Here is a 20,764-nt window from a genome sequence, read left to right as displayed (position 1 = left end):
ATACATTGGTTCGACCGAAATACACTCGTTTTACCCCACGAACGCCGGGACAATTCAAACGGTAGCGCATTCAGTACGTAAAGAATGGTTGCGGGTATTCATACTATAGCGATCAGCAACCCTGCCCGTAGTAGGCGTTTTTTCCGTGTTTCCGTTCGTAGTGTTTCAGCCGCAGTGTATCCTTGATGCGGGGAGTATTGGGGTTGATCTGAAGCGTGAGGTAGGCCATCCGAGCCAGTTCTTCAAGAACCGCAGAATTATATACGGCTTTCTCGGCGGATTTCCCCCAGGTAAACGGGCCGTGGTTTTGCAGCAAGACCATTTCCATCTCGGTATTGACCAGACCTTTCTCCGCAAAACAGTTGAAAATCTGATGCCCCGTTTCGTGTTCATAGTCTCCCTGGATCATCTCGTCGGTGAGGGCAGGTGCACAGGGAATATCCTGGTGCGTGTGATCGGCGTGGGTGGTCCCGAAAATGGGGATGTCCAGGCCCGCCTGCGCCCAGGCAACCGCATGTGTGCTGTGCGTATGCGCAATGCCACCGATGGTGTGCCAGGTCTTATAGAGCAGCGCATGCGTTTTCGTATCCGATGATGGCCGTAACTGCCCTTCGACTACCTTACCGTCATAATCACAGATCACTATGTCATCGGCTGTCAGTTTCTCATACGGCACCCCGCTGGGCTTAATGGCAAATACGGCCTGCTCGCGGTCAACCGCGCTGACGTTGCCAAACGTGAACAGCACGAGCCCCAGTTTGGGGAGCTGCATGTTGGCCTCGTAACATTCTTCTTTTAGGGATGTGTACATAATAAATTTTGAATGATAGAATGATAGAATGATAGAATGAATGAATGGATTGCCTTGTGGTATTCTATCATTCATTCACTCTATCATTCAAAATTAAAGTTCCAGCACGACCACCGATACCGGGGGCAGACTTACCGTTAAGTCATCGCCGTTTAATTTGGCACCCGTAAAGGCGGCTGGTTTGATTTTGGTCAGGTTCTCGAAGGTGTTATGATCGCGTACGTTGGCAGAAGTTAAAATTCGGCCGGTTACGCCAGCCGCCTTCAGGCCTTTCAAATCCACCGAAACTTCCTGTGGTTTGGTTGGGTCGATGTTGACGAGCGAAATGTGAACCTTACCGGCTTTATCGCGGGAGGCCGAGACCGAAACGGCAGGAAGCTTATCTTTTTCAAACGTAAAGTCGTCAGATTTGACACTTACCGGCAGTAGGGTTGCGTCCTGGTGCACATTGTACATTTCGAGGACGTGGTACGTAGGCGTCAGCAGAATTTTGTCGCCTTTGGTCAGGATGACCGCCTGCAATACGTTGATCGCCTGCGCCAGATTCGCCATGCGGACGCGTTCGGCATGTTTGTGGAAAATATTGAGCGTTGCTCCGGCCAGCACGGCATCGCGCATGGTGTTTTGCTGATACAGAAAGCCTGGGTTGGTGCCCGGCTCAACGTTGTACCAGCCGCCCCATTCATCGACGATCAGCGCAATTTTTTTCTCCGGATCGTACTTGTCCATAACGGCCGAATGTTTCTCGATCAGTTCGTCCATTAACAAGGCCTGCTGCATCGTTTTGAAGTACTCCGTATCGGTAAACTGGGTGGCGGAGCTTTTCTTGCCTTCGCCCCATGACAGTACAGAGTAGTGGTGCATGGCCAGCCCTTCCATCATGGTTGAGGGAATATTTTTCATTAGCGTTTCGGTCCAGTTGTAGTCATTGTCGCTGGCTCCCGACGCGATGCGGAAAATCTTCCCTTTACCCACCACAGGGTTCATAAAGGTGCTATACTGGCGATACAGGTTGGCGTAAAAATCTGGTTTCATGTTACCTCCGCAACCCCAGGCTTCGTTGGCTACTCCCCAATATTTGACATTCCAGGGTATCTGTCGGCCATTTTGCTGACGCAGGTTTGACATGGGGCTGTTCTTCTCGAAGTTGACATATTGGACCCATTCCGACAATTCCTGTACGGTTCCGCTGCCAACGTTTCCTGCCAGATACGGCTCAGTTCCCAGCAGTTCGCACATATTCAGAAAATCGTGAGTGCCAAAGCTGTTATCTTCCGTAACGCCACCCCACCAGGTATTGACGATCTTGGGCCGTTTCGCTTTCGGCCCGATGCCATCTTTCCAGTGGTACGTATCGGCAAAACAGCCGCCCGGCCAGCGAAGATTGGGAATTTTGAGCTTCTTCAGGGCGCTGACAACATCGAGTCGAACCCCGTTTTTGTTGGGGATTTTCGTGTTGTTTTCGCCTACATAGAAGCCATCATAAATACTGCGCCCCAGGTGTTCGGCAAAGTGGCCGTAAATGTGCCTGCTGATGATCGTTTTTCCGTCACCGGTATTGATCGTCACTTTGTTTTGTGCCGATGCACCGAGGGCAAAACAGGCGAGGGCAAGGGTAAGGAATTGTTTTTTCATATTGATCTTAGTTATGAAAATGCTTTCGCTTATTGACTAAGCACATGGTTGGTTCCGTGGTCACGGAGATCGGAACGCCCAGACCACGGGACCAACGAATGAGTGAAACGCTCATTCACCCTTTCGCTCTTTATTTATAGTACCCTTCGCTCCAGCGTAATTCATTCTTTAACTGGCGCAGGTTCGTGTGCTGGTCGATGACGACCAGTTCGACCCCGAAAATATCGGCGAAGTCCTCAATATGATCCGTCGTGAGGTTTTGACTGTACACCGTATGGTGGGCACCCCCGGCCAGAATCCAGGCCGCACAGCCCGTTTGCATGTCGGGCCTGGGCTTCCAGATCGCGCGGGCTACGGGTAGTTTGGGGAGCGCTTCCGGTACATCAATCGCTTCGACTTCATTGACCAGCAGCCGGAAGCGATTGCCCATATCGATCAACGACACGTTGATGGCCGGGCCCGCAGGGGCATTGAACACCAGCCGAACGGGGTCCGCTTTGCCGCCAATACCCAGCGGATGAATTTCGCAGGTGGGTTTATGGGCCGCAATGGATGGGCATATTTCCAGCATGTGCGAACCCAGTACCAGTGGATTCGACGGATCAAAATGATAGGTGTAGTCTTCCATAAAGGAGTTACCACCCTTGAGGCCGGCCGCCATCACCTTCAGCGTACGGACCATTGCCGCCGTTTTCCAGTCGCCTTCCCCCGCAAAGCCGTACCCATCGGCCATCAACCGCTGAGCCGCAATGCCGGGTAGCTGGGCCATGCCGTGGAGATCTTCGAACGTATCCGTAAACGCAGAAAAATTGCCGTCTTTCAGGAAAGCCCGTAACCCCAGTTCGATCTTGGCCGCATCCCGGAGGGAGCCATGCTGAGCCCCGCCCCGCAGCAGTGAATCCATCAGCGTGTAGGTATCGGCGTATTCGGTCACCAACTGGTCAATCTCGCCGTCTGCTATCTGATTGATAACCGCGACCAGATCGCCAATGCCATGCGTGTTCACCGACATGCCGAAGGTTATTTCAGCCGCCACTTTATCGCCATCCGTAACGGCTACCTGACGCATATTATCGCCGAAGCGAACGACCTTCATCGTCTTCAGTTCATAGGCCGCCACCGATACGCGACACCAGTCGGCTATGTTGGCCAGCACATCGTCCTGCTCCCAATAGCCCACCACAATTTTCCGGTTCAGGCGCATCCGGGACATTATGAAACCAAACTCCCGGTCGCCGTGAGCCGACTGGTTGAGGTTCATAAAGTCCATGTCGATGGTGCTCCAGGGAATGTCGCGATTGAATTGGGTATGCAGGTGAAGAAGTGGCTTTTTGAGCACGGACAGCCCCCGAATCCACATTTTAGCGGGCGAAAACGTATGCATCCAGGTGATAATGCCTACACAATTAGGCGCTACATTGGCCTCCTGGCAGATCGCATAAATTTCATCCGGTGTTTTGACAACGGGTTTGTAAACGACCCGTACCGGAATAGTCGCCGACGTATCGAACGATTGGGCGATGATTTGGGAATGTTCCGCTACCTGACGTAGCGTCTCTTCACCGTATAAATGCTGGCTCCCCGTAACGAACCAAATGTCAAACTGTTTCAGATCAAGCATTAGTGAAAAATGTTGTGTTTAATGGGTCGCCAGTTTTTGTTGTGCGGTCAGTTTCTTAAAACTGACAAGCGAGGTTTCTCAAAACCTACCGGTTCTGATTGGTCATGCAGTTTTAAGAAACTGACCGCACGACTACTCATTGTCCTTCGACGAAGGCGCCCAGGGTCAGGTACTTTTGATAAAGCAGTTCGTAGATAGCCACGTACGCTGGGCGGGGATGGTATTCGGCGTCGAAGCCGGAACCCATAGCCTGCTGGGCAGCCTCCATCGTCGGATGGACACCGGCCGCTACAGATGCGCACATGGCTGCTCCCAGCGCACAGGCCTGATCGGCGCTGGCGACCTGGATGGGCTTATTCAGCACATCGGCGAGGGTTTGCATGACAAAGGCTGATTTTTTGGCGACTCCGCCAATGGCAATGACTTTTTTGATCGGGACGCCTTCCTCAATAAAGCGATCAACGATGCTGCGGGAACCGAAGGCCGTTGCTTCCACCAGCGCTTTAAATACTTTGGGGGCATCGGTACCAAGGTTTAAGCCCGAGATGGCGGCCTTGAGTGTGTGATTCGCGTCGGGTGTCCGGCGACCGTTGATCCAGTCCAGCGCAATAAGGTCGGTTGAGGTAACCGGTAGTTTGGCCGCCTGCGCCGATAAATGCGGAATAAGCTGGCGGCTCAGGGTGTCGGCGGCTTCGTTGCCGAGCAGGTCGCGGACGGGTCCCGTAATCAGGCGGGCAAACCAGGCATACAAGTCGCCAAATGCCGACTGGCCCGCTTCCAGACCCAGCATCCCCGGTACTACGGAGCCATCGACCTGACCGCATATGCCCCGAATCAGGCGATGCCCGATTTCCTGATTGGGGGCCATCAGAATGTCACAGGTCGACGTACCGATGATCCGCACAAACGCGTACGGTTCGATTTCGGCACCAATAGCACCCATATGGGCATCGAAGGCACCTACACCAATCACCACACTGGTCGAAAGGCCCAGTTTAGCCGCCCATTCAGCCGAAAGATTGCCTACCGGCAGGTCTGACGTGTAGGTGTCCGTGAATAGATGTTTCCGTAAGCCACCGAGTAGCGGGTCAAGTTTGGTTAGAAATTCGTCGGATGGTAACCCGTCGAATTCGCTATGCCAGAGTGCTTTATGGCCAGCCGCGCAACGTGAGCGCCGAATGGTCAATGGGTTCGTATTCCCTGTGAGTACGGCCGATATCCAATCGCAATGTTCAACCCACGAAAAAGCGTGTTGCCGAACGGCTTCGTCGACGCGCAGCGTACGCAGAATTTTGGCCCAAAACCATTCCGACGAATAAATACCGCCTACATACTTGGTGTAGTCGACATCCCAATGGTGCGCCAGTGTATTGATTTCTTCCGCTTCGGCGTTGGCCGTATGGTCTTTCCACAGAATAAACATGCCATTCGGATTCTCGGCAAAATCGGGGCGCAGGGCCAATGGCAGACCCGTTTCGTCTACCGGACCGGGCGTGGAACCCGTCGTATCGATGGATATACCGACTACCTGTTTCCGGATCTCGTCGGAAACGCCCGCTAAAGCCCCATTGATTGTTTCGGTCAGCCCTTCGAGATAATCGAGGGGGTGCTGCCGAAATTGGGAACTGGCGGGATCACAATACAGGCCTTGTTTCCAGCGGGTATATTCATGAACGTGGGTGCCAATTGGTTCGCCGGTTTGGGTGTTGACCACCAGCGCTCGGACCGAGTCGCTGCCAAAATCCACGCCAATAACGTAAGAGTTGTTCATTGCTAAGGTTGATTCATCAGACTGACGAACAGGCTTGTCAGCGTATGCGGTTGAATGGGAGATAATTTTTTATGAATGGTGTTTGTCTGACACAATACTAGCGCATTCTTAGACTATTTCCATGAGAAAACGTGATTATTTTTCTAATTCTATCAGGAAAGGGTTAGCTCGGGGAAGAAGCTTACGTAGTCTGTCAGGTATTCCTGGTACTTCGCTGTATTGAGCCGATACAATTGTCCTTTCTTGGTCACTGATGTCGTGTCTTTCTCGCCCGTACCAATCAGCAGGTCGGTTGATAGGATTTTTCGACTGAAATTTCGCCGGTCCAGCTGTTTGGTGTAAATGGCCTCGTACACCTTTTGAAGTTGGGGAATGGTAAACTTTTCGGGCAGGAGTTCAAAGCCGATGGCGTGTAGCGCGGCCTTGTAGCGCAGCCGATGAAGCGCCTGTTCGACCATCGCATCATGGTCGAAAATCAGGTTCGGCTTCTCCTCCAGATTTACCCAGGAAGCGTTGTGCGCCCGGATTGCATGAATGTCCTGATCCTGAATGTTGACCAGCGCGTAGTAAACAACCGATATAGTCCGTTCAACCGGGTCGCGGGCTACGGCCCCAAAGGTCTGAAGTTGTTCGAGGTAGGTATTGGCCAGGCCGGTGAGGTCGTATAAAATACGCTGGGCAGCGGCTTCAAGGTCTTCGTTGTCGTGTAAAAACCCACCCATCAGCGACCATCGACCCTGTTCGGGCTCCATGTTACGTTTGATGAGCAACAGCTTCAGTTGTTCGCCATCGTACCCGAAGATGATACAGTCCAGGGCAACCAGAATCCGATTGGGGTGTGTATAATGAATCATTCGCCGTTGCTGAAGATATAACTAGTTATCCTGATCAATGTAGCAGGTCGCCGTATCGGTTGAGACAGTACTATGTGCCTGCTAAACAGGTGATCGCGCAAATGTATTAACCATAGAGGCACCGAGTACACAGAGAACTAAACGTCAACCTTTTCTATCTCTGCGTACTTGGTGCCTCTATGGTTCAAATCTATTTCTGTTTTGCGTATCTACTTAATTATAAAAGAATCTTTTGTCAAACCTACTGACGCTGCCAGGTAGAAATTAACCTGAGAACTATACGACTGACTCCGACTGGCCCAGCGCTACGGGCTGCATTTTGGGGGCCAGCAGGTGCATGATCAGCCAGGCCAGCAAATAGGCCGAGCCGCACATCAAAAAAATAATTCCGTAGCCGCTCTGCACGTCACCCGCCCGTTTATAACTATCCAGAATCCGGCCGACTAGTTCAGGGAAGATGATACCACCAACCGATCCGGCCATACTTCCGATGCCCACCACGGAGCTAACAGCCCGTTTGGGAAACATGTCGGAAGCCGTTGTAAAGATGTTGGCACTCCAGGCCTGGTGAGCGGCACCTGCCAGACCGATCAGGGCTACGGTGGTCCAGATGTCGGGGCCGAAACGCACGGCAATGACCGGAATAACCAGTAGGGCGAAGATGAGCATGGACGTTTTGCGGGCTTTCCAGACGCTCCAGCCCCGGCTAATCAGCGCTGACGACAGATACCCACCACCGATGCTGCCAATACTGACCAGCGTGTAGAGTACCGCCAGGTAAAGGTTAGGTTTTTTGGTGTCGAGGTGGAACGTTGTCGAGAAGTAATCCTGCAGCCAGAACAGAAAAAACCACCAGATGGGATCGGTGAGCATTTTGCCGAAAACGAAGGCCCACGTTTGGCGAACGCTCAGCAACTTGCCCCAGGATACGGGCTTTCCGTGATCGGCAAGCTCATCGGGCGTCGTTTCATTGTCGCTGTGTATGTAATCGAACTCCGTTTTGGAGAGCTTGGCCTGTTTCGCGGGTATTTCGTAGGTAATATACCAGATCACCAGCCAGACAAACCCAACCGCCCCGGTCACGATGAAGGCCATCTGCCAGCCGTAAACGCCTAAAATCCAAGGCACAAGAATAGGGGCGACGACCGCTCCGATGTTGGCTCCCGAATTAAAAATGCCCGTTGCCAGCGCCCGTTCCTTTTTGGGGAACCATTCGGCTACCGTTTTGATAGCCGCCGGAAAATTGCCTGCTTCGCCCAGTCCTAATCCAATACGGGCAAAAATAAAGCCAAGGGTACTGGTTGCCAGGGCGTGACCCATTGCCGCCAGACTCCAGAAAACAATGGCGATGGAGTAGCCCATTTTTGTGCCAATGCGGTCGATGAACCGGCCAAAAATGAGTAGCCCAATGGCATAAGCCGCCGAAAAAACCTGCACGATGCGACTGTAATCCAGCTCCGACCAGGTAAATTCCTTTTCCAGTGTTGGCTTCAGTAACCCCACCACCTGCCGGTCGAGGTAATTGATGGTCGTCGCGAAAAAGAGAAGCGCAACAATAGTCCAGCGATAATTTCCAACGGGTTTGTTCATAGGGACTTCGGTAGCAAGGTGGCCACAAGTTTAACCAACGAAGCTATCCGGTCGCGCAGGGCATCGGGCGAGGCCGCCTGACCAGAAAACAGTTGTGAGCCAATCCCCACGGCCGTGACCCCCGACCGGAACCAGGCCGACAGGCTGTCGATTGTGGGTTCAACCCCCCCCGTCACCATTAATTTCAGGCCGGGCATCGGTCCCTTGATCGCCTTAATGAAATCAGGTCCGACAACGTTGCCCGGAAATACTTTAACCAGATCCGCACCCAGTTGCGTTGCCTGGTATATTTCGTTCAGCGTCGAACCCGCTGGCATCCAGGAAACACCCCGTGCCCGACAAACGTCACCGACGGCAGCTGTGGTAACGGGTTGCACGACGAAGTCAGCCCCCGCATCCAGAAACCGTTCCGCGTCTTCGGGCGTCAGAATGGTACCGATTCCCATGGCCATATCGGGGCAGTTTTTGCGGACATACTGGACCAGGTCCGTAAAGACGGACAGAGCCATGTCGCCCCGGTTCGTAAACTCAAACGCCCGCAACCCACCATCGTAGCAGGCCTGGACAATAGCCTGCGCATGAGCCCCGTCGGGATGATAAAATACCGGTACAATCGGATGACTACTAACTAGTTCAAGGATTTTGTCGGGAGTGAATGCTGCCATAATAAGTTAGGATAATGGGGTTAATGCGTAAATTCTGTTGGTTATATCGGTAACGGATTGGGCGGTAGCGTCCCCTAACTCCTGTAACTTCCCGAAGGCAGCTTCTGCCGCGAACGTAACGACTTGCTGAGGAGGATGCTGGTGATACAGGCCGTAGATCAGGCCCGCCATGAAACAGTCGCCACTGCCGACCCGGTCAATGACCGAATCCGTCAGTAATTCGGGGGAGACCACTTGCTGGCCCTCGGTGAACAGGGTTGTATAATAGCGGAGGCCCGTTGGATGCGTATCGAATCGAAAGGTATTCGCGACCACTCTGCACCGCGGGAACTGCTGTTGAATAGCTTCTGAAGTGGCTTGCGCATGGGCCAGGTAGTCGGCCTGCTGCCCTTTGGCGTGGATATGTTCATCGACCGGAATTCCCAGCAAGGCGTTGGCGGCCCATATGTTGCCCATCACAACATCACAGTATTCTACCAGACCGGGCATAACGTCAGTGGGAGCCATCCCATATTGCCAGAGCCGCGCCCGATGGTTCAAATCAATCGAAATGGTAATTCCTTTGGCCGAAGCCGTCACCATCAATTCCCGGCAGGCCGCAGCCACATCAGCACTTAAGGCCGGACTGATGGCACTAACATGTAGCCAGGCCGTATCGGCGAGCAGGTCGTTCCAGTCGACCTTGCCGGGCGAAAGTTCAGAGAACGACGAATGGGCACGGTCATAAATCACCCCCGCGTTTTTGAGGTCGGTTCCCTGTGGCAGGTAATAACTACCCACCCGTTGTCCAAATCGAACAATGCCCGATGTGTCGATGCCTTTGCTGTCTACGTAGTCGATGATGTCATCGGCTAGGGTGTTTACGGGCAAAACAGTACTGTATTTAACGGGGAGCCCCCAGTTGGACAGGGCGGTGGCAACGTTCAGTTCGGCACCACCCACAAAGACCGGCATTGCTCCGTGCCGAATCCATTCTCCATGAGCAACGGGTGAAAAGCGTAATAATAATTCGCCGAAGCAGGAAATTTTGGTCATAAATAGTAATAGGGCAATGAACTAGTCGGTGAATAGGGTCCTAAACCGACACTATACGTTTATATCAACCAGAGCAGTTGTCGCCCGTTTCATACCCATTCATCCGGTAAAAAACTACCCAATTGGGCCAACGTAATGGGTATATAGGATAGAATAGGTTGTTGAATTGTCTTTTTTTGGGAAACGATCTGTTTCGGCGCATTGTCTCTGAACCGGCTACTCCTCGTAAGTGTAAGCACGCTAGTTTGGATATAGAAGCGTTGCGCTTTATTTTTTCCCGCAAACGTTATCGGGAACGTTGCCGACTTTCCTCTTCACCGTAGATTCTTATCGTAGGGGCTAGGGCTCTGCTGGCTAATCCTATAAAAACAGGCTACTTTTGCCGATTCAAATTTTGTATTTTCCCGATATGATTTTTTCAGCCTGACCTGTTCTGTACCATCAGGCTGAGAGACAGACGAACCGGCCGTAGTAGGGAATGCGTAAGCAGAAATCGTTGCCAAAGCCAGGGGCAGTAGCGGCTAGGTTACTTAAGTCCAGCGTTCTGGTAATAACGGACGTGGTTTTGACCGTCTGTAGATTCGGTTGGGAGACCCCATTTTTATTTTAAAGAAGATTCCTTAGTAAGACGAGTCCATTGTATTTATTCACCACTATTTTCGTTTACCTGCTTTCCTTCGGCGCTGCCTTCCCGAACGACGCAGACGTGTTGCCGATCAATAAACCAGTCGCCTGGTCCGATCCGAAAGCAGGTTCCGTTAAACGGGTCAATACTAAACCGCAGCCAAAAAAAACAACGGGTCGGAAAGCTCGTCCGAAGAAGTCTGCCAAACGCCAGTCAGCCCGGACGAAGACCAGGCACTCGGCGCGGACTGTTAAAAAAGGCCGTCCGGCCGCAACTTCCGCTAAATCGGCCCGGCGAGCAGCGAAAACGACCATTCGGACGGTGAGTAAAACCCTGGCTATTATGGGGCGTCGGTATGCTACCATACCCATACTGGATAACCAGCTCAGTGGGGCAGTCTACTACTTGGCGTCCGGTCATGGCGGGCCCGATCCGGGGGCCATTGGCAAGTACGGTTCTCAGCGCCTGCCCGAAGACGAGTATGCGTATGATGTCACGATCCGGCTGGCTAGGGTACTCATTCAGCATGGCGCTACGGTCTACATGATCGTACAGGACCATAATGATGGTATTCGCGATGGTGCCGTGCTTCCTATCGACTACGATGAACGGGCTTACCCCAATCAGGCCATTCCCCTTGATCAAACAACCCGGCTTCGGCAAACGACCACGGCTGTCAATCGGCAGTTTGCCCGTCATAAGGAGCGGTACCAGCGGTTTGTGACGATCCACGTTGACAGCCGAAGCAGGGGAGAGACGATTGATGTCTTTTTTTACCATCACCCCCAAAGTAAAGTTGGATTGCGCTTAGCCCGGAATATTCATCGAATGTTCCAAACCAATTATAAGCGCTACCGACCGGCGCGGCCTTACATGGGCCGGGTAAGCAGTCGAGGGAGTCTGTACGTAATTAGAAATAGTCAGGCACCGACGGTTTTTATCGAGTTGGGCAACATTCAGAACCAACTCGATCAGCGTCGGTTTCTGCTGGCGGAGAACCGTCAGGCCCTGGCCAACTGGCTTTGCCAGGGGATGCTGGTCGATTACAGGAAGTGATGAGCTACCCATCTGAACGGATCATCAGCCATTAAATGGTGATAAATAGTCCTGATAAATTTACAATTTTTTAAGGCATCCGGCTTTACGTATCAGAACCTTGTGTATTTTTGACACAAAGAAAAACGGATGGCTATAAATTGGGTAAACTGCCTGCTGACGGCGTTGTTGCTGACGGGTAATCACTGGGTGCAGGCGCAACAGGCGCACGTCAATCTGGACTGGAATCCTCAGAAAAACACGCAGAACCTGCTGCCCTTCGGGGCGACTGTTATCTCACCCGATGTCCGTGACGATCACACGATCACTTTTCGGCTAAAAGCGCCTGACGTTAAGTCGGTTATGTTGACGGGCGGTCCGCTGCTGCTGGCGTTGAACGTGAAGGATCCTATCTCGTTTCAGAAAGACGACAACGGACTCTGGTCGGTGACGGTCGGCCCGGTCAAGCCGGATATTTACGTTTATAAATTCATCATTGACGGCGTACAGGTCGTCGACCCGAATAATACCCTCACGGGTTTCAACGACCAGCCGGGCTACAGTAATGTGGTCGTTCAGGGAGATGGCCCCGCCTATTACGATGCCAGGCCTGTGCCCCACGGCGCCGTAACGCGCCACATTTATCATTCGGATGGACTCAACGGCGAACGGGAGATATACGTTTACACGCCCCCCGGCTATTCACCCAAAAAGAAATACCCGGTGTTGTACCTGATGGGCGGCAGCGGTGAACTGGCGTCGGGCTGGAGCCTCGACGGACGCGCCAATTTCATTGCCGATAACCTTCTGGCCGAGGGTAAAATGGTGCCCATGCTGATTGCGATGCCTAACAATCAGGTTGTTCACCGCAGTGATCCGGCGCATACCGAAAAGACGTTCAAGCTACTGGAAGACGAGTTGAAAAAACAGATCGTGCCTTTTGTCGATAAAACATACAGTACCCGGGCCGACCGCAAAGGCCGCGCATTGGCGGGCTTGTCGATGGGCGGGCGACACACGCAGTTAGTCGGCCTCAATAATCTGGACCTGTTCAGTTCATTCGCTATTTTAAGTGCGGGCGATTTGGAAACCGAAAAAGTAAGCGCGGCCTTTCTGAACGATCCAAAAGCGAATCAGAAAGTCGATTATTTGCTGGTCGGGCAGGGCACTGGCGAAGTAGAAACGATTGGAAAACGGGCCGTTGCCTTGCACGAAGCGCTCCAGAAGCACAACATCAAACACGATTATTACGTCGGGGGCGAGGGCGCTCACGATTGGGGTACCTGGCGTCATTTGTTGTATTACAGGCTCTTACCAAACCTGTGGACTAGCCACTAGCTTGCCGATGGCGCAAGACCGGTCTGGCGCCATCGGTACAATTCTTTAACCCTTATTCCTACTCATGAAAAGCACTGATCCACTTATCAAATTCAGTAAACGCGGCTTCGGGCTTGCGCTGTGCACATCAATGGCCCTGTCGGGGGCAATGGCCCAAATGCCCCAGCGGACCCCCACGCCCAACGACACCCTAAAGTCGCCCAACGTGATGGCTGACAAGCGGGTAGCTATTCAGATTTACGCGCCAAAAGCTACCGAAGTAACCGTTGGCGGTGATTTTTTGTCAACCAACAAACCCGTCAGTCTTGTTAAGAATGAGCAGGGCGTCTGGTCAGCCGTACTTGGTCCCCTTCGGCCGGATTATTATACGTACACGCTGATGGTGGATGGGGTGCGAACAATGGATCCGAAAAATCCGGTTGTCAAGCAGGGCATCAGCAGCCTTGAAAATGTGATGGCCGTGCCCGGTCCTGAAACGGCTTTTGAGGACAACCGGGCTGTGCCGCATGGCGAAGTCCGGGAAGTCTGGTATTCATCGGGTTCGCTGAACAGGATGCGCCGAATGCATGTGTACACCCCACCCGGCTATGAGAAGGGCAACGGAAAATACCCGGTCTTCTATTTGCTGCACGGAGGAGGAGACGATGATTCGGGCTGGAACACGGTTGGGCGTGCCGGCTTTATTCTGGACAATCTACTAGCCGCCGGACAGGCGAAACCGATGATTGTGGTGATGCCGAACGGCAGTATGCCCATGCCGCCAGCTACGGGGCAAACCGACCCGATGCAGGGGTTGAGCGCCATGCGCGATATGTTTGCCAATGAGTTCCTGAAAGATGTTATGCCGTATGTGGAGAAAACGTACCGCACCTTGCCTAATCGCGAAAACCGGGCGCTGGCGGGCTTGTCGATGGGTGGTTTCCAGACACTCGATGTGAGCCTGACCCGCCCCGACTTATTCGATTACGTAGGCGTGTTCAGCTCGGGCTTTTTTGGTCCCTCGATCGACGAAGCAGAAACAAAATACAGCAAAGTACTAAATGATGCGTCCTTCAATAAAAACAAGAAACTCTTCTGGATTGGGATTGGTAAAGATGATTTCGTGATGGATGCGAACAAGAAAACGCTGGCGCTCCTCGATAAGCATAAGATAAAATACCAGTACAAGGAAACGACGGGTGGCCATACCTGGATCAACTGGCGGCAGTACCTCAACGAGTATGTACCCCTGTTGTTCAAGTAAGACCCTATTCGTCCATTCAATGCGCTGGTATAGAGCGTCATCCCGCTCTATACCAGTAGTTTACCTTTATGAAACGAACGTTACTCGTACTCCTGTTAAGCCTGCTCGGCGCCCCGCTTCTGTCGATTGGGGCCAACGTCGATTCGCTGGATATTCCTTCGGCGGTTATGCAAAAGAATCTGCGGGCGGCCGTTGTCTTACCGAACTCGTATGCGAAAGGCAAAGCGACTTATCCTGTACTCTATCTGTTGCACGGTGGTGGCGGGCGCTTTAGCGACTGGCTGTCGAAAACCCCCGATAGACAGCTCCTGCAAAACCTGGCCGATCAGTATAACATCATCATCGTAACCCCGGAGGGCGAAACCCTGAGCGGCTACCTGGATAGTCCTATTCGGAAAGACAACCAGTTTGAAACGTATATAACGAAAGAGGTTATCGAAAAAATTGACAACACGTACCGGACCATTCGGGATCGTAAAGGACGGGTCATTAGCGGACTGAGTATGGGTGGACACGGCGCTTTATACCTATCGGCCCGTCATCCGGACCTGTATTGCGCAGCTGGCAGCATGAGTGGCGCTGTCGATTTAGATAAGAAAAACTGGAAGATAACGCCCGAGTTTGCCAAACAGATTACGCCACAATTTGAGCGTATTCTTGGCCCGGCTGTCGCTACTCCCGATTTGTACGCGGTTAATTCGGTGGTGAACATGGTTGATAAGATCAAAGCCAATGGCCTGAAAATCATCATCGACTGTGGGGTTGACGATTTCCTGATCGAGCCCAACCGAGAACTGCATCGGCGGCTCGTCTATAATCAGACGCCCCACGATTATACCGAACATCCCGGCGGACATACCTGGGAATACTGGGAGAACTCCCTGCCAGCTCATCTGTTGTTTTTTCATAAAGTCTTGAAGGGAAATGGTGTGGCCATGCCCTGACAGGCACCGGTTTCGGTGCCCTCCGAACGGAATGAATTCGGTAGTCTGAAACTGTGTAAACAGTACGAAAGCAGCGCCCTGGATTGAGCGTTAAAACAGCATCTCTTTATGAAACGAATCTTTTTCCTTGCTTTGACAACGCTCTCACTTACCACCGTTGGGCAATCGCTGGTAGTAAAAACTGACAACGGGCGCATCGAAGGAATGACTAACAAATCGGGCGCTATCCGAATTTACAAAGGTATCCCGTTTGCGGCCCCGCCAGTCGGAAATCTGCGGTGGAAAGCCCCGCAGCCCGTTACAAGCTGGAGCGATGTTCGGAAATGTCAGGCATTTGGCCCTAGCCCGATGCAGGCGAAACCTGCCCCCTTTATGTACTGGTCGTCGGAGTTTCTGATTCCGGAACAACCCATCAGCGAAGATTGCCTGTACCTGAACGTCTGGACGGGAGCCAAAACGGCTACCGAAAAACGTCCGGTTATCGTCTTCATTCCCGGCGGTGGGTTCCGAAGTGGGGGAGGTGCCTGCCCCATTTACGATGGAGAATCCATGGCGAAAAAAGGCGTCGTGTTTGTTAACATCAACTACCGGCTTGGCGTATTCGGCTTTCTGGCCCATCCCGAGCTGTCGGCCGAGTCGGGCCATCACGCATCGGGTAACTATGCCTTGCTCGATATGATTGCCGCGTTGCAATGGGTTCGGAGGAATATAGCCGCGCTAGGCGGTGACCCCAACAACGTTACCATTGCCGGGCAATCGGCAGGAGCATTTGCGGTCAACTTCCTGACGGCATCACCACTCGCCAAGGGACTTTTCCAGAAGGCTATTGCCGAGAGTGGAGGTAGCTTCGTGATCAGTCCGATCCGGCCTAACCTGACGTTACAGGGTGCGGAACAACAGGGGGTAACTTTTGCCAAATCCTTGAATGCGAATTCGTTGCGTGAACTTCGGGCGCTGCCCGCCGATGCGATTCAAAACGCGAAAGGCGGCCTGAGCGCTCCTATTGTCGATGGGTACGTGACGCCCGAGCCAATTATGAATAGCTACGCGAAGGCCCACCAGAGTGATGTGCCGCTTATTGTTGGCTGGAACAAGGACGACAAACTGATGGGGCCTCCTGCCAAAGCCGATGCGTTCCGGGAACAGGTGAAAAAGCGGTTTGCGGATAAAAGTGACGCCTTTCTGGCGGCTTACCCGGCCCAGAATGACGCCGAAGCGGCCCAGGCGCAGGGCAACAGCAATCGGGATGAATCCTTCGGCATTCAGGATTATACATGGGCCAAAATGCAGGCCAAAACCGGTAAGGCCCCCGTTTACATGTATAATTTCAACCGTCAAGTTCCCGCAGCCACGCCGGAATCTCAATTTGGTGCGTTTCACTCCGGCGAAATCGTGTATGCCTACAACAACCTGCATACGCTCAATCGGCCGTGGGAGCCCATCGATCAGAATATCGCCGATGTGATGTCATCGTACTGGGTCAATTTTGCCAAGACCGGTAATCCGAACGGAACGAATTTACCCAACTGGCCAGCCTATACCCCAACCGCTGAACAGGTGATGGTTATTGACAAGACCATCGGCAGTGCTCCCTTACCAACCAAGCCACAACTCGCTTTTTGGGAAACGTATTATGGGGTTGGCAACTAAATGAGACGAATAAAAATGTCAGCATACGTTTACGACAGCGTACTAACCTATTAAAATGAAAAAACAACGTATTTGTATTGGTTTGCTGAGCTTGTTCTCGGCCTCGGTTGCATTTGGGCAGAACTGGACCGAAGCCAGGTTGGGCAACTGGACGAAAGTGACCAACAAAGGAGGAAAAACCCTGGGGTACTCGGCCAACTCGGGGGTGAAGCTGATCACGGAAAAAGGCTTCGCGTTTAAAGATCTGAACAAGAACGGCAAACTGGACAAGTACGAAGACTGGCGGCTACCGGTCGATGTGCGGGCCAAAGATCTGGCCTCGAAATTGACCGTCGAGCAGATTGCCGGTCTGATGCTGTACAGCAAACACCAGCCCATTCCGGCCGCAGCCGGTGGCCCGTTTGCCGGTACGTATAACGGAAAAATATTTGCCCAAAGCGGGGCCAGGGTGTCTGATCTGTCGGATCAGCAGAAGGAGTTTTTAACGAAGGATAACCTCCGTCACGTCCTGATCACGTCGGTGCAAAGTCCCGAAGCTGCGGCTGAATGGAACAATAACGCGCAGGCACTGGTCGAAGGACTTGGCCTGGGTATTCCCATAAACAGCAGTTCTGATCCGCGGCACGGCACCCGGGCCGATGCCGAGTTTAATGCCGGAGCGGGTGGGGCCATCTCCATGTGGCCCGGCTCACTGGGACTGGCCGCTACGTTTAACCCGGCGTTGGTGCAACGATTTGGGCAAATTGCGGCCACGGAATACCGGGCGCTGGGTATTGCCACGGCGCTTTCTCCACAAGTCGATTTAGCAACCGATCCCCGCTGGAACCGGGTTAGCGGCACATTTGGCGAAGATCCTAAATTGGCTACCGACATGGCGAGGGCGTACATCGACGGCTTTCAAACCTCAACGGGTGCGAATGAGATAACCGGCGGCTGGGGCTATCATAGTGTGAATGCGATGGTGAAACACTGGCCGGGCGGTGGCTCGGGGGAGGGTGGCCGCGATGCCCACTACGGCTACGGAAAGTATGCGGTCTATCCGGGCAAGAACTTTGACACTCATTTTCAGCCCTTTCTCAACGGTGCTTTCAAGCTAAAAGGAAAAACGGGTATGGCGTCGGCCGTCATGCCCTATTACACGATCTCGTTCGATCAGGATAAAAAGTACGGCGAGAACGTTGGAAACAGTTACAATAAATACATCATTCACGATTTACTGCGGACCAAATACAAATACGATGGGGTTGTGTGCACGGATTGGCTGATTACGGCCGATGAAACCGCCGTCAATGTATTCCTGACGGGTAAATCGTGGGGAGTCGAGAAGCTTTCCGTGGCTCAGCGGCACTACAAAATACTCATGAACGGGGTCGATCAGTTTGGGGGTAACAATGAATCCAAGCCGGTTATCGAGGCCTACCAGATGGGCGTTCAGGAGCGTGGTGCCGCGTTCATGCGAAATCGGTTCGAGCAATCGGCCGTTCGTTTGCTGAAGAACATTTTCCGGGTGGGGCTGTTTGAAAACCCGTATCTAGACCCACAAGTATCGCAGCAGTCGGTGGGTACGGCCGAGTTTATGAAAGCCGGTTACCAGGCGCAACTGGAGTCGGTGGTGATGCTGAAAAACAGCGCGAAAGCCCTGCCATTGACCAAAGGCAAAACCGTTTATATTCCAAAGCGATTTACGCCAGCGGGGCGTAATTTTCTGGGTATGCAAATTCCTGAAAAGCTGGATTATCCGGTCAACCTGACTGTCGTTAAAAAGTATTTTACTGTAACCGACAATCCTGCCGAAGCGGATTACGCGCTGGTGTTCATTCAAAGCCCTGATTCGGGTGGAGGCTACGACTCCGATGATGCCAAAGCGGGCGGAACGGGCTACGTGCCGGTCAGCCTGCAATATGGAGATTACAAAGCTCAGGGTAGCCGTGATCCGAGTATTGCCGGGGGCGATCCGCTGGAAAAATTCACGAACCGCACTTACAATGGCAAAACGGCCAAGACCATCAATACCTCCGATTTGGGGATGGTCACCGAAACCTACGCCAAAATGAAGGGGAAGCCGGTGATCGTGTCATTGCTGGCCTCAAACCCCACGGTTGTCCGCGAATTTGAGACCCAGTCAAACGCCATTCTGACTCATTTCGGCGTGCAGGATCAGGCCTTGCTGGACATTCTGACGGGTGCACATGAACCTTCGGCGCTATTACCCATGCAGTTTCCCGCCGATATGAAAACCGTTGAAGCGCAGGCCGAAGATGTTCCTCGTGACATGACGCCTTACAAAGATTCGGTCGGAAATGTGTATGATTTTGGCTTTGGCCTAAACTGGAAAGGCGTCATTACCGATGCCCGGACAGCCACTTACAAGAAGCCGGGTCAATAGGGATTCAGTTTTTAAGAGAGAAGTCTTGTTCAATGCTGGGTTCATTGCTCATCAGGAAAACGGATTTCTCTTTTTTAATGCCCGGCTCCCAAGACTCGCAGCTATTATGACGAATAGACTAATTATAATAGTAGTCTTTATTAAGTATAAGTCGGTAAATATGCCAGCAGAACTGGTTGCAATAATTAGTTTAAAGCCCGATCGATGTTGGATTAAGAGCCAAGTTAACTTTCTCAATTTTTGCCATAAGCTTTACTCTGTCAACATCGAAAAATGGAACTATGGAAGTAGCTTAAATTCTATTCTGCATGTATGGCACTTCACTATATTAAAGCTCACTCAACGCTGCTAAGAGGTTCCCGAATAGATGTGGTACTCGTGTTTCACTTTATACACAACATCGAACTACCATAACACAAGGAGGCCCCGACTCAAACCTGAATCGGGGCCTCCTTGTGTTAAATATAAACGGCTGATTTACTTCAGAATTGGCTCCAGGGCGGCCCGGTTTTCGTTGAGCCAGTCGTGAATATCGGTCACGATTTCGCGGATGCCCAGTTCGGGTTTCCAGCCCGTTAGGTTCGTGACGTTGGTGTTGTCGGTAATGTAGAGCCGAATGTCAGCAGCCCGGTTCTCAGCGACCTGCGAAATCGGGATCGTTTTGCCCGTTACTTCCTGGCAAATTTTGGTCAGCTCCTGCAAGGAAGCGCTACTGTGCTGGCCACCACCCGCGTTCAGAATTTGCCCATTGACAGCATCCAGATGGTGCAGTTCCCAGTCGATCAGCCGGTAGAGGTCGGCAATATGGAGCATATCGCGGGTTTGCTTTCCGGTGCCACCATAGCCAATATACGACAGCTTCTGTTCGAAAAAGTGCTTGGCAATCCAGAGAACCATAACGCCCTGATCGACCTTGCCCATTTGCCAGGGGCCGGTAATGACACCACAGCGATTGATAACCGTCTTGAGACCGTAGAATTCGTTATACTCCTGAATCAGCAATTCAGAGGCCAGCTTGGTGGTTCCGTAAAGCGATCGGGCACCATCGAGCGGAAAATTCTCCGCAATTCCCCGCGACGATACGCCTGGCACGGGTTGGTCGTCGGTCAATACAAAGCGGGTATCGGCTTCCTCGAAAGTTAAGGTTTCTATGGTTTTGATGGGGTATACGCGGCTCGTCGACAGAAAGATAAAGTTGGCCTTGTGCTTCAGCGCATAGTTGAGGCAATTGACGGTACCAAACAGATTGGTATTGATCAGGTAGTCGGGAGTACCATCCAGCCCGGCCAATACCGACGGTTCGGCGGAAGCTTCAATGACGGTATCCACGGCAGGCAAGGCGTCAAAATCTTCCTTATTCCGGATATCACCATGTAAAAACTCGATGCCAGCGGCTTTTAAGCGGGCCAGACTCAGTTCCGATCCCCGACGCTTGAGGTTGTCGAGGGCGAATATTTGATAGGTAGGGTAATTTTGCTTCAGCGAGATCGCCAGCGATGAGCCCACAAATCCGGCTCCACCTGTGATTAATAGCTTCATAATGAAAGAGTGAAAGAGCGAA

General features: G+C 52.4%; 15 protein-coding genes. 6 read left to right on the top strand and 9 right to left on the bottom strand.

Annotation, left to right across the window (positions count from 1 at the left end; all coding sequences use genetic code 11):
• Positions 1-112: 112 nt before the first annotated feature.
• From ACYU8Y_RS19615 to ACYU8Y_RS19580, 8 genes are all read right to left on the bottom strand, one after another.
• On the bottom strand, positions 113-811 hold the full coding sequence (locus ACYU8Y_RS19615) for an L-ribulose-5-phosphate 4-epimerase (RefSeq protein WP_460939766.1): 699 nt from the start codon (positions 809-811) through the stop codon (positions 113-115).
• Between the two features lie 93 nt (positions 812-904).
• Entirely contained in the window at positions 905-2,446 is a 1,542-nt protein-coding gene (locus ACYU8Y_RS19610; RefSeq protein WP_460939765.1) for an alpha-N-arabinofuranosidase, read from the bottom strand.
• Between the two features lie 130 nt (positions 2,447-2,576).
• Positions 2,577-4,067, bottom strand: a complete 1,491-nt coding sequence (araA, locus tag ACYU8Y_RS19605; RefSeq protein WP_460939763.1) for an L-arabinose isomerase — start codon at positions 4,065-4,067, stop codon at positions 2,577-2,579.
• A gap of 136 nt (positions 4,068-4,203) precedes the next feature.
• Complete coding sequence (locus tag ACYU8Y_RS19600) at positions 4,204-5,838, bottom strand: ribulokinase (RefSeq protein ID WP_460939762.1); 1,635 nt, start codon at positions 5,836-5,838, stop codon at positions 4,204-4,206.
• 152 nt (positions 5,839-5,990) lie between these two features.
• On the bottom strand, positions 5,991-6,692 hold the full coding sequence (locus ACYU8Y_RS19595) for an NUDIX hydrolase (RefSeq protein WP_460939761.1): 702 nt from the start codon (positions 6,690-6,692) through the stop codon (positions 5,991-5,993).
• Positions 6,693-6,968: 276 nt separating this feature from the next.
• On the bottom strand, positions 6,969-8,282 hold the full coding sequence (locus ACYU8Y_RS19590) for an MFS transporter (protein WP_460939760.1): 1,314 nt from the start codon (positions 8,280-8,282) through the stop codon (positions 6,969-6,971).
• Positions 8,279-8,947: a beta/alpha barrel domain-containing protein gene (locus ACYU8Y_RS19585; protein ID WP_460939759.1), complete on the bottom strand. Its 669-nt coding sequence runs from the start codon at positions 8,945-8,947 to the stop codon at positions 8,279-8,281. The genes ACYU8Y_RS19590 and ACYU8Y_RS19585 overlap by 4 nt, the downstream gene beginning before the upstream one ends.
• Before the next feature lie 6 nt (positions 8,948-8,953).
• The gene (locus ACYU8Y_RS19580) at positions 8,954-9,982 is read right to left on the bottom strand and encodes a sugar kinase (RefSeq protein WP_460939758.1); all 1,029 of its coding nucleotides are present in this window, start codon (positions 9,980-9,982) and stop codon (positions 8,954-8,956) included.
• Between the two features lie 637 nt (positions 9,983-10,619).
• Between ACYU8Y_RS19580 and ACYU8Y_RS19575 the strand changes: the two genes are divergently transcribed.
• The 6 genes from ACYU8Y_RS19575 to ACYU8Y_RS19550 all read left to right on the top strand — a co-directional run bounded on the left by ACYU8Y_RS19575 (position 10,620) and on the right by ACYU8Y_RS19550 (position 19,203).
• The gene (locus ACYU8Y_RS19575) at positions 10,620-11,663 is read left to right on the top strand and encodes an N-acetylmuramoyl-L-alanine amidase (protein ID WP_460939757.1); all 1,044 of its coding nucleotides are present in this window, start codon (positions 10,620-10,622) and stop codon (positions 11,661-11,663) included.
• A gap of 129 nt (positions 11,664-11,792) precedes the next feature.
• Positions 11,793-12,980 carry an esterase gene (locus ACYU8Y_RS19570; RefSeq protein WP_460939756.1) on the top strand — a complete coding sequence of 396 codons (1,188 nt, stop codon included), beginning with the start codon at positions 11,793-11,795 and terminating at the stop codon, positions 12,978-12,980.
• A 130-nt stretch (positions 12,981-13,110) separates the two neighbouring features.
• Positions 13,111-14,223, top strand: coding sequence for an esterase (locus ACYU8Y_RS19565; RefSeq protein WP_460940326.1), 1,113 nt, complete (start codon positions 13,111-13,113; stop codon positions 14,221-14,223).
• Between the two features lie 68 nt (positions 14,224-14,291).
• Entirely contained in the window at positions 14,292-15,167 is an 876-nt protein-coding gene (locus ACYU8Y_RS19560; protein WP_460939755.1) for an alpha/beta hydrolase, read from the top strand.
• Between the two features lie 108 nt (positions 15,168-15,275).
• Complete coding sequence (locus tag ACYU8Y_RS19555; protein WP_460939754.1) at positions 15,276-16,817, top strand: carboxylesterase/lipase family protein; 1,542 nt, start codon at positions 15,276-15,278, stop codon at positions 16,815-16,817.
• A gap of 55 nt (positions 16,818-16,872) precedes the next feature.
• On the top strand, positions 16,873-19,203 hold the full coding sequence (locus tag ACYU8Y_RS19550) for a glycoside hydrolase family 3 protein (RefSeq protein WP_460939753.1): 2,331 nt from the start codon (positions 16,873-16,875) through the stop codon (positions 19,201-19,203).
• Between the two features lie 477 nt (positions 19,204-19,680).
• Here ACYU8Y_RS19550 and ACYU8Y_RS19545 read toward each other — a convergent pair whose 3' ends face one another.
• Positions 19,681-20,742, bottom strand: coding sequence for an NAD-dependent epimerase/dehydratase family protein (locus tag ACYU8Y_RS19545; protein ID WP_460939752.1), 1,062 nt, complete (start codon positions 20,740-20,742; stop codon positions 19,681-19,683).
• Between the last annotated feature and the right edge of the window lie 22 nt (positions 20,743-20,764).

Source organism: Spirosoma humi (genome assembly GCF_054776575.1).
Note: the sequence above shows the minus strand (reverse complement) of the source record. Positions and strands in the feature narration are given on the sequence as shown.